General features: G+C 62.9%; 14 protein-coding genes. 5 read left to right on the top strand and 9 right to left on the bottom strand.

From position 1 onward, the window contains the following. The 4 genes from Q8N40_RS26100 to Q8N40_RS26085 form a co-directional block, all read left to right on the top strand. Positions 1–506, top strand: a 506-nt coding sequence (locus Q8N40_RS26100) for a carbon monoxide dehydrogenase subunit G (protein ID WP_305713865.1), incomplete at its 5' end; no start/stop codon positions are given. A gap of 37 nt (positions 507–543) precedes the next feature. Continuing rightward, positions 544–1,515 (top strand): ABC transporter substrate-binding protein, encoded by a 972-nt coding sequence (locus tag Q8N40_RS26095; RefSeq protein WP_305321280.1) that lies wholly within the window; start codon positions 544–546, stop codon positions 1,513–1,515. Next, positions 1,512–2,327: an ABC transporter permease gene (locus Q8N40_RS26090; protein ID WP_305321281.1), complete on the top strand. Its 816-nt coding sequence runs from the start codon at positions 1,512–1,514 to the stop codon at positions 2,325–2,327. The genes Q8N40_RS26095 and Q8N40_RS26090 overlap by 4 nt, the downstream gene beginning before the upstream one ends. Next, positions 2,324–3,094 (top strand): ABC transporter ATP-binding protein, encoded by a 771-nt coding sequence (locus tag Q8N40_RS26085; RefSeq protein WP_305321282.1) that lies wholly within the window; start codon positions 2,324–2,326, stop codon positions 3,092–3,094. The genes Q8N40_RS26090 and Q8N40_RS26085 overlap by 4 nt, the downstream gene beginning before the upstream one ends. A 137-nt stretch (positions 3,095–3,231) precedes the next feature. On the opposite strand, the gene Q8N40_RS26080 is transcribed toward Q8N40_RS26085, so the two are convergent. Further along, positions 3,232–3,960, bottom strand: coding sequence for an outer membrane protein (locus Q8N40_RS26080; protein ID WP_305713866.1), 729 nt, complete (start codon positions 3,958–3,960; stop codon positions 3,232–3,234). 259 nt (positions 3,961–4,219) lie between these two features. Here Q8N40_RS26080 and Q8N40_RS26075 point away from each other — a divergent pair, with 259 nt between their 5' ends. Continuing rightward, complete coding sequence (locus Q8N40_RS26075) at positions 4,220–4,993, top strand: outer membrane protein (protein WP_305321283.1); 774 nt, start codon at positions 4,220–4,222, stop codon at positions 4,991–4,993. A 119-nt stretch (positions 4,994–5,112) separates the two neighbouring features. On the opposite strand, the gene Q8N40_RS26070 is transcribed toward Q8N40_RS26075, so the two are convergent. The 8 genes from Q8N40_RS26070 to Q8N40_RS26035 form a co-directional block, all read right to left on the bottom strand. Further along, positions 5,113–6,174 carry a ketopantoate reductase family protein gene (locus tag Q8N40_RS26070; protein WP_305713864.1) on the bottom strand — a complete coding sequence of 354 codons (1,062 nt, stop codon included), beginning with the start codon at positions 6,172–6,174 and terminating at the stop codon, positions 5,113–5,115. 144 nt (positions 6,175–6,318) lie between these two features. After that, the gene (locus tag Q8N40_RS26065) at positions 6,319–7,959 is read right to left on the bottom strand and encodes an arylsulfatase (protein ID WP_305713863.1); all 1,641 of its coding nucleotides are present in this window, start codon (positions 7,957–7,959) and stop codon (positions 6,319–6,321) included. A 44-nt stretch (positions 7,960–8,003) separates the two neighbouring features. Next, a complete protein-coding gene (locus Q8N40_RS26060; protein WP_305713862.1) occupies positions 8,004–8,714 on the bottom strand; it encodes a GntR family transcriptional regulator in 711 nt (236 codons plus the stop codon). Positions 8,715–8,797: 83 nt separating this feature from the next. Beyond that, on the bottom strand, positions 8,798–9,850 hold the full coding sequence (locus tag Q8N40_RS26055) for an ABC transporter ATP-binding protein (RefSeq protein WP_305318531.1): 1,053 nt from the start codon (positions 9,848–9,850) through the stop codon (positions 8,798–8,800). Continuing rightward, positions 9,847–10,686 carry a carbohydrate ABC transporter permease gene (locus tag Q8N40_RS26050; RefSeq protein WP_305713861.1) on the bottom strand — a complete coding sequence of 280 codons (840 nt, stop codon included), beginning with the start codon at positions 10,684–10,686 and terminating at the stop codon, positions 9,847–9,849. The genes Q8N40_RS26055 and Q8N40_RS26050 overlap by 4 nt, the downstream gene beginning before the upstream one ends. Then, positions 10,683–11,597 carry a carbohydrate ABC transporter permease gene (locus tag Q8N40_RS26045; RefSeq protein WP_305713860.1) on the bottom strand — a complete coding sequence of 305 codons (915 nt, stop codon included), beginning with the start codon at positions 11,595–11,597 and terminating at the stop codon, positions 10,683–10,685. Before Q8N40_RS26045 ends, Q8N40_RS26050 begins: the two co-directional genes overlap by 4 nt. A gap of 25 nt (positions 11,598–11,622) precedes the next feature. Beyond that, complete coding sequence (locus tag Q8N40_RS26040; RefSeq protein ID WP_305713859.1) at positions 11,623–13,017, bottom strand: sugar ABC transporter substrate-binding protein; 1,395 nt, start codon at positions 13,015–13,017, stop codon at positions 11,623–11,625. Between the two features lie 354 nt (positions 13,018–13,371). Continuing rightward, positions 13,372–13,593 carry a hypothetical protein gene (locus tag Q8N40_RS26035; protein ID WP_305318527.1) on the bottom strand — a complete coding sequence of 74 codons (222 nt, stop codon included), beginning with the start codon at positions 13,591–13,593 and terminating at the stop codon, positions 13,372–13,374. Between the last annotated feature and the right edge of the window lie 865 nt (positions 13,594–14,458).

Below are 14,458 nucleotides of genomic sequence, written 5' to 3'. Positions count from 1 at the left end.
GGTTTGGCGCAGCGGCTCTTTGGACTGTAAGGGCGCTCGCCATGAAGCTCGATATCGGCGGTGCCGAAACCATAGAGGTACCGGTCGAAGTGCTATGGCAGGCGCTCAACGATCCCGCCGTGCTGACGCGTTGCATTCCCGGCTGCAAGACCATGACCGAGATTGCGCCCGATGCCTACAAGGTCGAGTTGCAGTTGCGCGTCGCCGCGGTCGGCGGTTCGTTCGAGGGCGAGATTTCGCTGGCGGACAAGACTCCGCCCAAAACCTGCAGCATCAAGGTGTCCGGCGCCGGCACGCTGGGCCATGGTAATGGCAGCGCGCGGTTCGAGATCAAGCCGGAAGGGACTGATAGCTCCCGGCTGACCTTTCAGGGCAATGGCGAGATCGGCGGCCTGGTGGCCGGCGTCGGTCAGCGGATCCTGAGCAGCGTCTCGAAGCATCTGGTCGGGCGGTTCTTTGTCGCACTCCGAAAAGAAGTCGAGACACCGGCCGAGGGCGCTGCATAAGTGCGTTTAACGAAAAAGCTTCAGGGAGAATATAGCCATGAATAAAGTTCGTTTCGGTGCAGCCTGCGTCTCGGCATTGTTGCTGGCCTCACCGGCCTTGGCGCAAGCGCCGGAGCCGCTCTCGATTGTCGTGTTCAGCCCGCCGTCGCTCGGCGCGTTCCTGCCGCCGGTCATCAAGGCGCAGAAGCTCGACGAGAAGCATGGCCTCGCCATCAAGTTCGAAGAGCGCACGCCCGACGCCTACACCGCACAATTCAATTCCGGCGAATTCAAGCTCGGCGGCAGCGCGTCGCTGATGACGGTCGGCCTGGCCGATATCCGCGGCGTCAAGGTGACTTATCTGTTCAACCTGTTCGACTTCTGGGGCGCCGTCGTCACGTCGCGGCCCGAGATCAAGACGCTGAAGGACCTCGAAGGCAAGGACGTCGCGGCGGCCAAGGGTACCACCAACTGGGTGATGTTCGACTGGTTCGCCCGCCAGCTCGGCGCCGATACCTCGAAATTCCAGGTGGTCAATACCGCGACCCCCGGCCTGATTGGCTACGCGCTGGCCGACCGCGCCACCGCGGTTCAGCTCTGGGAGCCGGCCTATACCACGCTGCTATCGAAGAAGCCGGAAATGCGGACCATCGACCTTGCGATCGCCGACAGCTGGAAGAAGTTCACCGGCAGCCGCAACATTCCCTATCTCGGCGTCGCCGCGCATATCGACTGGGCAGAGAAAAATCCGAAGCTGGTCGAAAAACTCTACGCCGCCTACAAGGAAGCCTCCGTATGGGTCACCGCGAATCCCGATGCGGCGGCGAAAGTGATCCTTCCCAAGGGCACGCCCGACGACCACAAGGCGATCGCCGAACTTATTCGTGCCAATGACCGGCTCGGCATGAACGTGCAATGGGCTTCCGACGTGCGCAAGGAGATCAATTCGGTCTATGCCGCCGGCAAGGCCATTGCCCACCTGCCGTCGGATCCCGCCGCCGCGACGATTTACCAGGCGCCCGGCAAGTGAGCGAGACCGCGCCCCGGACCGGATCGCCGCCGCCGGAGAGCATGCTGTCCGCGGCGGCGAAGCGGCTGTGGGAGTGGGTGCTGCCTTTTATCGTGGTGATTGCGCTCTGGCAGTTCGCCTCGCTGTTCTTTCCGCGGTTCCTGTTTCCGTCGCTGATCGACGTGTTCTGGCGTTGTCTGGAAATCCTTTCCGACGGATCGATGTTCAAGGATGTGATGGTCACCATCTATCGCATCCTGGCGGGGCTTGCCGGCTCCTTCGTCATCGGGGCCGCGCTGGCGCTGCTGATGGTGCGTTCGCGCGCCGTCGACAAGTTCCTGTCGCCTATCCTGACACTGTTCCAGGGCATCCCCGCGCTGTCCTGGGTGGTGTTCGCCATCATCTGGTTTCATGGCGTTGAGTTTCGCATTCTCTTCATCATGGTGCTGACGACACTGCCGGCGTTCACCTTCCAGGTGCTGGGCGCGCTGCGCGGGATGTCCCGCGACCTGATGGAAATGGTGTTCAGTTTCCGTCCATCGCGGGCAAAACTGTTCCGGGTGATGATCGCGCCGGCGATCCTGCCGGACATCCTCACGGCGTGGAAAGTCAATCTCGGCAACGCCTCGCGCGTGGTCGTGGTCGCCGAACTCGTCGGCGCCACCGGAGGCGTCGGCTACCAGCTGCTGCTGCAGCAGCAGCTGTTCGACATGGCCGGCGCGCTGGCCTGGACGATGCAACTGGTGTTCTTCGTGCTGGTCGTGCAGGGCTCCTTGACGCTGATCGAAAACATCGCGTTTCGCTACCGCGCGGTGTCGGAGCGCGCGATATGAAGGACGACGTCACATCAGCCGAGGCCGCGATTCACCTCGTTGATGTCTCGAAAGTGTTCGGCAAGATCGGCACCGACGCCGCCTTTCGCGCCGTCGACGGTCTCAATCTGGACGTCCGTCCCGGCCAGATGCTGGCGCTGCTCGGCAAGACCGGCTGCGGCAAGTCGACCATCTTCAACATGATTGCGGGGTTAACCGCGCCGAGCAGCGGCACGGTGCGGGTCGATGGCCGCGATCCCTTCGCCGAATTCGATTCCTTTCGCGGCAAGATGGCGATCGTGTTCCAGAACGACCGCCTGCTGCCGTGGCGCACCGCGATCCAGAACGTCGAGCTCGGGCTGGAGATGCTGGAAATTCCGGTCGCCGAGCGGCGTGCGACCGCGCAGCAATGGCTGACCAAGCTCGGGCTCAGCGGCCACGAGAACGACTATCCGCATGCATTGTCCGGCGGCATGCGCCAGCGCGTCTCGATCGCGCGCGCCTTTGCCACCAACGCCAATATCCTGCTCTGCGACGAGCCGTTCTCGGCACTCGATGAATCCACCGCCGGGCGGCTGCGCGCCGAGTTCGTCAGGCTGGTGAAGGAAAACGGCAAGACCGCCGTCTTCATCACCCATTCGATCCGCGAAGCCCTCGAGATCGGCGACCGCATCGTGGTGCTGAAGCGCCCGGCGATGATCGCCTATGACGTTAGGTTCGATGCCAGCACCGGCCCGCAGGAGCGCGAGGATATCAGGAGCCGGATCGTCGAGGTGCTGGCGGCGTGAAGGGGCGGTATTGGCCGTCAGGCTGGCTACCGAGGCGTGAACCGATAGATTCATGGGCATTGACCCGGGCGATGCACTAGTAAGAAGAAGCCCCGGACAATTGCCCGGGGCTATCGATGCAGCCAAGTCGCGTCAGATCAGTACTTGGCGACGACCGAGCCCTGGTTGAACTTGTAGTTCAGACCGAGGCGAGCGACGTGCAGCTTCGTGTCATTCCAGGTGTAGGCAGTCCCAAGCGGCGCAGCAAAACGAGGATCGCTGCCGTTGGCGGTGTCACCATCGAAGTGGTAAAAGAGATATTCGCCTCTAATTATCCAGTTGCTGGCCAGGCCATATTCAAGGCCGCTACCGACGACCCAGCCTGTCTTTGTAGAACTGAATGCCACAGGAGCAGTATAGACCGGAGGAGCGCCAACAGCTGCTGCGGTAACGAACCCTCCTCTGTAACTCAAGTCGCTGAAGGCGACGCCGCCCGTAGCATAAAACAGCGCGCGGTCCCAAGCGTAACCAACTCTCCCGCGAACGGTCGCGAGCCAATTCACGTCACGGCCCATTGTCGAAGAACGAGCCACACAAACAAAATTGCCGACTGGCAATATCGCAGTAGAGGAATCCTGACCTATACCGGTCCAGGATAAGTCACCCTCAACGCCAAGGACCCAATTCCTGGTCGCTTGCCAATTGTATCCAACCTGGCCGCCTGCAACAGCGCCACCACCTCGCTGATTGAATATGCCTGAAGTGCTGCCGAATACCGCGTTGGACGGCAGCGGATCAGCTCTCGTCCGCGGTGCTGGTGAAACGCTAATTGGGACAATTGGGCCGGGATCCTGAACGATTTCCCAAGATTTGCGCTGAATCGGCAACAAGAGAAAAACTATTAGACTAGACAACAGCGGCTTAGCCGGAAGCGGTCCCTGCCGATCTGGCCCGTCCCGGTCTCTCGAGGTGAACTCGCCCGTCGATGGAGGCGAGGAACGAGGGCGATGGTAAGTCCAGCCGCGGGCAGGGCGGCGGTTATACGTATTTGCTGCACTGTGGCCACCGGGTGACAGTCAAGGAGGCAGCGATCCCCTATCGGTTAGAGATCAAATCTGCCCTGCGGGGCTGGCGGAGAAGATCGAGATGAAGAAGTTTTTAGTCCTTGCGGCTGGCATGATCGCAATGACGGCCACCGCCTCGGCAGCCGATCTTGCTGCCCGCCCCTACGCCAAGGCCCCAATGATGGTTGCCGCCGCGTATGACTGGAGCGGCTTCTATATCGGTCTCAATGGTGGTGGCGGTTCGAGCCGCAAGTGCCGGGATCTCACCAACAATGGCGCCCCTCTCGTTCCGGCTTTGGCCGAAGGCTGCCATGACGCGACCGGCGGCACGGTCGGCGGTCAGATCGGCTATCGCTGGCAGGCGAGCAGCTGGGTGTTCGGCCTGGAAGCGCAGGGCAACTGGGCTGACTTCAGCGGCAGCAATGCCAACACCTCGTTAGCCCTCGTGGGGTTCACCAACAGCTCAAAGATCGATGCGTTCGGTCTGTTCACCGGCCAGGTGGGCTACGCCTGGAACAATGCTCTGCTTTACGTCAAGGGCGGCGCCGCCGTGGTGAACGACAAATACTCCACCTTTGAGACCGCGACCGCTCGAACCATTTTCACGGGTAGTGAAACCCGTTGGGGTGCCGTGGTTGGCGCTGGTATTGAATTCGGTTTCGCTCCGAACTGGTCGGTCGGCGTCGAATACGACCACATGTTCATGGGTACCCGTGACGTGGATTTCTACGGTGTAGGAAACTTCGGCATTCCGGCAGGTGCTCGCGCGGCCATCAGCCGTGTCCGTCAGGACGTCGACATGGCAACCGTTCGCGTGAACTACCGCTGGGGTGGTCCGGTCATCGCGAAGTACTGATCTGACTTTTTATTTCCAGCAAAGCTGAAAGCCCCGGCATCGTCCGGGGCTTTTTTGCGCCCGTAGTTCCGCGATCGGTATCTGTCCCGGGCAGCGCAGGATCGCATCCGCAAGCCGGTTCAGTTCAACCTCAGCTCGGTGATGTGCCGCGGATCCGGGCTCAGCTCGCCCCGCTCCACGCGCTTGACGATATCCGTCAGGGCGGCATTGGCGCTGCAGGAGACGCCAACCTTTTCGCCTTCGTTCACGACAAACCCGTTGATGAATTCGATCTCGGTGCGGCGGCCTTTCTGCATGTCCTGGCCCATCGAAGGACGCTGCCCGGCAGCGGTGCGTTTGCCGTCCTCGAAACGCTGCGCGTCGCAGGCGCGCATCGCTTCCTCGTCGCCTTCGCCGGCGCGCGCGATCGTCTCGGGCGGCAGGTGCAGAATCTCCTCCAGTTGATAGCCGTGCGCCTGGCCGACGCGGATGGCTTCGCTGCCGAGCCGGGTGGAGAAGCGGCGGATCGGATCGCTCTGCAGCATCTCGCCGCCGGGCAGGCCCGTGCAGGCGGAGAGCCCGTTGCCCATGACGTTGGCGACCAGTTTCGACCAGCGTTCGCCCCATAGATTGGCGGTGACCTTGGCGCTGTCGGTGTAGCCGACCAGCCGGCAGATTTCCTCCGCCCGTGGCGTGATGCGGCCGTGCACCTCGCCGGCGCGAAACACCGTGTGCGCCGCGCCGTGCTTGCCGGCGCCGCGGTGGATGTGGCCGGGCTCCGGCAGGTTGACCGTGATACTGCTGGCAATGCAGCCGAGCGTCCTGCCCCAGCCGACGATGCCGGCGATGGTCTCTTCATTCATGCAGTTCTGCAGCGACACCACGTAACCGTCAGGCGCCAGATATTGCCGTATCAGCATGGTGGCCCACGCGGTGTCGTAGGACTTCATGCAGACGAAGGCGATGTCGACCGGTGCCTCCTTGGCCAGTTGCTGCGCGTCGGTGATGTGCAGCGCACGTACAGGAACGGTGAATTCCGCGACGTCCATGGCGTGGGTGACCCGCAGGCCGTGCTTTCGCATGTGTTCGACATGCTCGGGCCAGGGATCGATGAAAGTCACGTCCTCGCCCGCCTGCACCATATGGGCGCCGGCGTAGCCGCCGACCGCACCCGCTCCCACGATCGCTATCTTGCGGCCCATATTGCCCTCCCGCCACCTTTTGGCCGAGGCTAGCGCGCCGGCGGGGTTCGCCACAAGCGTGAACCACATGCCGGCCGACCATCGTCGGCACGTCGGCTCGCGTCGCAGCGGGGAGTACCCTCGGTTATGTCATCTCACAAGCCGCTACGGCTGCCGTTCCTCTTCCCAGAACGCCGTGCCGCCCTCCGCCTTCATCAATTCCAGAATCTTCTCGCGCGGGATCACGCCGCAGCGCTTGGCCCAGGCGGCGTATTGCTCGCCCATGGCGCGGACACGTTCCGGATGCTGCGCGGCCAGGTCGTGCATTTCGGTGCGGTCGGCTTCCATGTCGTAGAGTTCCCACGCAGCGGGATATTTCCGCACCAGCTTCCACTTGCCAATGCGAACCGCTGCGTTGCCTTCATGCTCCCAGAACAGTGGACCACGGCCGCCGTAGGCCGCAGCGAAGGAGGGCACGAGGCTTTCGCCCTCGCAGGGCAGGATCGGGTTGCCGTTATATTCCTTCGGGTAGGTCGCGCCCGTGACGTCGACGATGGTCGCCATGATGTCCGTCAGCTGGCTCGGATTGTGCCGCAATCCGCCCTTCTCCTGGATGCCGCGCGGCCAATGCACGATGAACGGCGTGGCGATGCCGCCTTCGTGGATCCAGTGCTTGTAGAGCCGGAACGGCGAATTCGACAGGTTGGCCCAGGCGGTGCCGTAGCTCTGATAGGTGTCTTCGCCGCCGGGCATCAGCGTGGGATCGTTGCCCAGGCGAACCGGCTTGCCGGTCCGGGTCGTGGCCTTGGCGATCATCAGCTGGTCGACCAGCTCGCGCGCGGTGACGCCATCAGGGATATCCTCGGCGCAGGCGCCGTTGTCCGACAGGAAAATGATCAGCGTATTGTCCAGCTGGCCGGTTTCCTCCAGTGCTGCAAGGATGCGGCCGATGCCCTGGTCCATGCGGTCGATCTGGGCGGCATACACTTCCATGCAGCGCAGCGTCCATTCGCGGTTCTCGGCTTCGGTCCACGGCGGCTGGGTCGGGTCGCGATCGGTCAGCTTCCAGTTCGGATGGATGATGCCGTCCTCCACCAGCTTCTGCAGCCGCCGTTCGCGCAAGGTGTCCCATCCCGCATCGAACTTTCCCTTGTACTTCGCGATGTCCTCGTCATGGGCGTGCAGCGGCCAATGCGGCGCGGTGTAGGCGACATATTGAAAGAACGGCGCATCGGGATTTTGTCGGCTGTGCTGGCGGACATAGGCGGCCGCCTGGTCGCTGATCGCATCGGTATAGAAGAAAGCGGGATCGTTCTCCGCCTCGTGCTCGATATTGTCGTTGCCGCGCGTCAGCGTGTTCGGGTGGTAGAAACTGCCGGCGCCGATGATGGTGCCGAAGAAATAGTCGAAACCGCGCTGCAGCGGCCAGGAGTCGGTGGGCTCGGTCAGGTTCGACGACACATGCCACTTGCCGCTGAGATAGGTCTTGTAGTTCTTCGCCTTCAGCACTTCGGCTACGGTGACGCAGCTCTTGTTCAGATTGCCGGCGTAGCCCTCCGGGCCGTTGTTGTAGGTGAGGATGCCGACCCCGGTCTGGTGCGGATGCAGGCCGGTCAGCAGCGAGGCGCGCGACGGGCTGCAGCGGGCGGTGTTGTAGAATTGCGAGTAGCGCAGCCCGTTGGCGGCCAGCCGGTCCAGATGGGGCGTTTCGATTTCGCCGCCGTAACAGCCGATGTCCGAAAATCCCATGTCATCGTTGAGGATGATCATGATGTTGGGGGTTTGCGCTTTGCCACCATTTGCCATGGTCGGGTTCCTTCTTGATCGTTAGGCGACTTGCGACAACGGCGTCAGGGATGACGCCGCGTCAGGTTGATGCTGAGCTGGAAATATCCGGGCAGGTAAACCGACCGCAGCAATTCCAGCGGCCGGCCGTCGGTGTTGACGGTGAGGCGCTCGATCGACAGCAGCGGACTGCCGGCCTTGACGCCGAGCAGCTTGGCGCTGGTGGCGTCGGCCAGCGAGGCGCTGATGGTTTGCGTGGCTTCCTTGATATCGAATCCGAGTTCGCTCTCGAATACCCGGTACATCACGATCGAGGTGAGATCGCGCTTCTCCAGTTCCAGCCCGATGTCGGGCGGATAGAACGCGTGCTCGATCGCAATCGGAATGTCGTCGGCGAAGCGGACGCGCTTGAGCTGCCACACCGCGCGCTCACGCAGCTGCTTGCGGACATTGGCGTCGTGCCGGTTGGTCATGCCCTGCAGCAGTACCTTGGCGCCGGGCTGATAGCCGGCGTCCTTGATGGTTTCCGAAAACCCCATCAGCCGGCCGACCCAGTTTTCCGGCTGATTGGTGCGCAGGAAAGTGCCGCGGCCGCGCTCGCGTTCGAACATGCCTTCATCGACCAGCGGCTTGATGGCGTTGCGGATGGTGATCCGGCTGACCCCGAAGTGCTTGCCGAGTTCGGCTTCCGTCATCAGACGCCCGGTCTTGTCGATGAGTTCGCCGACCTTGACCTGGCGGCGGATGGTTTCGCGCACTTGAATGTGCAGCGGCATGGAACTGGCTTGTTCCGGCTCCCCAGCGTTGCTCATATTGTCGGCCATGCCTTTTCGGTAGCGTAAACGTGCCGCTGCGGTCATCACAGTCGCCTGCGGGTGGTTGCGTCGAACAAATGGATATCGGCCGCGCGGGCGGTGATCGACAGTGCGGTGCCCTCGCGCGGCACGTCGCCGTCGCTGACCCGCGCGCGGATCGAAATCCCCTGGCAATCGAGATCGAGGATCGCGGTGTCGCCGAGATCCTCGACCAGTTCGACCACCGCCGGGATGCCGCCGGCGGCGATCCGGACCGCGCCCGGCCGGATGCCGACCACGACGTCGCGCTCGCCGGCTTCCTTCAGGCTGGTCTCGAGGCGGTGGCCCGCGATCTCGACGCCGCCGTCCCGGTAGCGCGCCGGGATCAAATTCATCGGCGGGCTGCCGATGAAGGCGGCGACATCAATCGAGTTTGGCCTGGCGAATACGTCGGCGGGCCGGCCGATCTGCTGGATTTCGCCGGCCATGAACACCGCCATGCGGTCGGCCAGCGTCATCGCCTCCTCCTGGTCGTGGGTGACATAAACAGCGGTGACGCCGAGCGAGCGCTGCAGCTTCTTCAATTCGGTGCGAGTTTCCAGCCGCAGCTTGGCGTCGAGATTGGACAGCGGCTCGTCGAGCAGGAACAGCCGTGCTTTCCGCACGATGGCGCGGGCCAGCGCGCAGCGTTGTTGCTGACCGCCCGACAATTGCCCGGGCTTGCGTTGCAACAGATGCTCGATCGCGACCTTGCGCGCGGCTTCCTGCACCGCCGGGACGATCTCGGCCTTTGACATCCTGGCCATTTCGAGCGGAAACGCGATATTCTCGTAGACCGTCATGTGTGGATAGAGCGCGTAGCTCTGGAACACCATGGCGATGTCGCGGTCGCGCGCATCCGCCGCGGTGATGTCCTGGCCGTCGATGAAGACCCGGCCGGCGCTCGGCGCGTCGAGACCTGCGAGAATCCGCAAGGTGGTGCTCTTGCCGGAGCCGGAAGGGCCGAGCAGCGCAAAGAATTCGCCGGGCTCGATCTCGAACGACACGCCCTTCAGGGCTGCGAATTCGCCATGCATCTTGACGATATCTTCGAAACGTACCTGACCGCGACCGCTCATCGGCGCCCTCCGCCCTTGACCGCGCCGACGGTGAGGCCCTTGACGATATTCTTCTGCGCGACGATGCCGAGGATGACGACCGGCAGCATCGCCAGCACCGAGACCGCCGCGAGCTTGGCCCATAGCGTCTGTTCGACGGAAATAAAGTTGAACATCGCGACCGTCACCGGCCGCACCGTGTTGCCGCTGAGTACGACCGCGAACAGAAACTCATTCCAGGCATTGAGGAAGACGAACACGACGGTCACCGCGATGCCGCCGCGCACCTGCGGGATGATGATCCGCCACAGCGTTTTCATCCGGCTGGCGCCGTCGAGATAGGCGGCTTCCTCCATCTCGAACGGGATATCCTCGAAATACGACACCAGCAGCCAGATCGCGAACGGCAGCGAGAACGAGAGGTAAATCAGGATGATGCCCTGATAGGTATCGATCCAGCCGATATTCCGCAGGATCAGGAAGTAGGGGATGATGATGCCGACCGGCGGCAGCATCTGGGTCGCCAGCACATAGAAGCCGGCGAACTTCTTGCCGCGAAAGCGCAGGCGCGCCAGCGCATACGCCGCCGGCACCGCCATCAGCATGGTGATGACGGTGGTGCCGATCGAGATGATGAAGCTGGAAATGAGGTTGGGCAGGATCGACGCCGAGCCGAACAGCACGTCGCGATAGGGCTCCAGCGTCGGCGTGAAGAACAGTTTTGGCGGGTAGGCCAGCACGTCGGAATCGGTCTTCAGCGAGTTCAGCACGCTCCAGACAATCGGGAACACCCACGCCAGCAGGAACACGAGCGTGATGGCGAGCACGGCGATGAGGCGGATACGCCGGGCAATCATTTCGCCCTCCGCAGCGCGAACAGCACGCCGGAGATCAGGATGGTCACCACCAGCAGCGCCACCGCGAGCGCCGAGCCGTAGCCGATCGACAGTTCGGTGAAGGATTTGCGGTAGGCGTAGAGATTGAGGATTTCGGTCGCGGTGCCCGGGCCGCCGCCGGTGACGGTGAAAATCGCGGCGAATGCCGTCAGCGCCACCATGGTGCGCATGATCACCACCATGACGATCGCGGGCCGCAGCAAGGGCAGGGTGATGCGACGGAAGCGCTGCCAGGCGCTGGCGCGGTCGAGCCGGGCGGCTTCGTAGATGTCTTCCGGCAGCGAGGCGAGGCTCGCCAGCAGCACCATGAAGGCGAAGGGCGTCCACTGCCAGGTGTGGATGACGACGACCGACACCATCGCCAGCGTGGGATCGCCCAGCCAGTTCTTGCTGCCAAGGCCGGCATTGATGGCAAGGTAGTCGACGATGCCGAATTCCGGCGCCAGCATGAAGGTGCGCCAGATCATGCCGACCACGGCGGGCGACAGCACCACCGGCAGGATGGCGATGATGCGGAACCAGCCCTGGCCGCGCTTCATGTCCATCACCAGCAGGGCCAGCGCCAGACCGAGCGCGACCTGCAGCACCACGGTTGCGCCCGTATAGATCAGGCTGACCAGCAGCGACGACCAGAACCGGTCGTCCGCCAGCAACGTGCGATAGTTTTCCAGGCCGACGAAGCCGTCGGCGAACGGCATCGCCAGATCCATCCGGAACGTGCTGGTGCCGATCAGGAACAGCAGTGGGAAGGTGGTGGTTGCCAACAGCGCCAGGAACGCCGGCGCCAGCAAGGCGGCAGCAAACCGGCGCTCACGCTGCGCCAGCACGCGGCCGAGATCCCCCTGGGGGATCGCGGCCGCGTGGCCGGGCATCGTTATCGTCGCCGGTTTCGCCAACTCAGCCGCGCATCATCGGTTCGACGCGGCGCTGGGCGTCGTCGAGCGCGGCCTTGATGGTTGCCTGGCCCGACAGCGCGGACTGGATCGCGGTCGCCATGGTGTCGCCGATCGCCGGCCATTGCGGCACCCGCGGACGCCAGTCGACATCGGTGTCACTCTGCAGCGTCGCCATGGTGGTTTCGACGAAATTGTCGCCAAAGCCGTTCATCAGCTTGACGTAATCCGGATCCTTCCAGATCGAGCTGCGGTTGATGCCGGAACGTTTGGCGGGCCCGGCAAAACGATGTGCGGTGCGGGCCTGGGTTTCGGCGCTGGCGGCCCACTGGATGAACAGCCAGGTCGCCTTCTTTTTCTTCTCGCTCTGCGCAGCGTTGATCGGAAAGCCCCAATTCCAGATCGAGCTGACGCGTTTGCCCGTCGGACCCTTCGGCCAGCGCGCATAACCGACCTTGCCGATGATCTTCGACTTCTCGGGATTGTTGATCACCGACGCCGACGAATGCGCGTCGATGTAGGAGGCGACGGTGCCCTGCGAGAAGGCATCGGCGATATCGGGCCAGTTCCAGTTGGCTGCCGCCGTCGGCGCGTAGTTGCGCATCACGTCGACATACCAGGCCAGCGCCTTCTCGGCCTCGGGACCGTTGACGGTGAGCTTGCCGCCCTTGAACCATTCGCCGCCGAATTCGCGGAAGATCGAGGGATAGATGTACATGTTCTGGCCGGCGCCGGCGACGCCGCGCAGCGCGGTGCCCCAGATGCGGTCGTTTGGCGAATTCAGCGCCGCGGCGTTTTTCACGAACGTTTCGAGATCGTCGGCCGGCTTCAGGCCCTTGGCGTCGAACAAGTCCTTCCGGTACACCTGAATGGTGACTTCGCCGTCATAGGGCACGCCATACAATTTTCCGTCGACGCTATCGGCGGCGCGCCAGGCCGGGATGATGTCGTCGAACTTGAACCAGTCGGCGTCGGTCATCGTTTTGTCGGCGAGGTAGCTGTCGAGCGGCTCGACCCATTTGTTGGCGGCATAGAGCGAATAGTACATCGGGTCGGCGGCGTGGGTGGCGTAGGTGCCGGTCTTCGACGTCAGGTCGATCACGCTCTTCTGCCGGATCTGCGCCGGGGGAATTTTTTCGAAGCGGACATCGATGCCGGTCAGCGCCTTGAACTGCGGCGCCAGCGTGATCAGGTTTTCGAAGTAGCTCGCCGGAATCACGGCGACCGTGATGGTTTCGCCCGAGGTCTGCTGCCAGTCGATCTTGGCGGATTTGTACGGTGCGAGATCGGCGTCCTGGGCGGCGGCCTGCCGCAATACCGATGGTCCCAATCCGATCAGGGCCGCTGTGGCCGTGCCGGCCTTGAGGAATGTGCGTCGCGTCGGCGCAAATGGCTTCATTTCCCTGGTCCTCCCTGTGCACCCGGCTTTTACCGGTTAGGTTAGGACATTATCGAAATGTTATAACATGTCAATTCACGCCGCATTGGCCCGCCGCGATACCGCTGCGAGGCGAACGTTACCGGCGATGAGGCGGCCTTTCTTCACTCGTAGAGCGTCGGCGCCTCCGGCCGGTCGAACTGGCATTTCTGGTGATCACATCGTTCGGGCGTTCGCTCCGATCGGCGCTGCGCGTGCGGATCAGGGGGTCATCCGGCACCCGGTCGATCTTGGTGTGCAAGGGCGTCGTGCTGGCGACGGGAGGATTTCCTGATGATACAGGCCTTCGCGAAAAGTTTTCTTGTTGATACCTGATCATGCTGCCACGTCCCAAAGCTGCGGCGAACCCCGCAGCAACACGCTGCGTCCTTTCGGCGTGATCACCGGTCCATCGCCGGTCATGACCGCCAGCTGAAGCCCGATCAGGCTCCCGACAACCTGTCGATCCCTGATACGGCGTTCGGCTGCGGGCAGGCGAAGCGCCCTCAGCGCGTCCCATTGATGCCGTGTCAGGTCGTAGTCGAATTCCGCATTCATGGCTGCCTCGATGGGTTGCGTGCGCGCGTGTCTTACGAAGCCACCGTGAAGGTGATGCGACTATAATGAGTCGGGATCTGGATAAGCGCGCCATTTGGATCATTGTCGATTGAAATAACTACGGCCGCACCGCTGGCGCTTCGATCGACACGATCTCAGCACAGATTTGAGAACAGGTGGCTGTCATGCCGGCGAAGAGTCGGGTGGTGTGGGCAAGTGGGGTGAACAAAATGGAAGCGTGCCCACGTCTGAGCTTCGACAGAATCAGCGTGCACGGTAGCCAGGATGGAGCCGCGGTCGGCGCGTCAGCGCCCGAGCCGATGGCTGTCATCCGGGCTATTGTACAAACGCGGTTCTGCGATCTCGCGGCGCGTTTCGCCCGAGGGTTGCTGGAAACTTGCCGCCCCCTCCAATCAGAGGGCGCGGGGAATGCCGGGCGCCCGATGCGCCCGATAGCCACGTGTGCAACGATAGTGGGTAGAACGCACACGTGTTGTCAGGTCACACCGGAATCACCCGGCACTCCCCGCGCAATGGTTTACGGCTTATACGTGATCTCCCCGGTGAGCCCAGCTATATTGCCACCGTCACCCGCGGGACTGACCGCAAGCTTGACACCGACGTCGGGGGTGTCAGGACCATACGATTTCGCCATCCGTTTCAGGCGCTCTGGTCAAGAGCGCCATCCGCGTCCATCGCCTCCCCGTCCCGCACTGGTGACCTTGCAATGCCCCTTGTGTCCAGAAAGTCTGGCAGAATGTGCGAACGGGCGGTTGCGCACCAACCGCCCGTTGCCGGAACTGAGCCCGTAATGCCCCTAAGCGAATAGAGCCTGTTTCAGAGCGAGGGACAGCTCCGGTGTCTT

It is taken from the genome of Bradyrhizobium sp. (genome assembly GCF_030693485.1).
In the GTDB taxonomy this organism is placed as follows: Bacteria; Pseudomonadota; Alphaproteobacteria; order Rhizobiales; family Xanthobacteraceae; genus Bradyrhizobium.
This window is presented reverse-complemented; position numbering and strand designations above follow the sequence as displayed.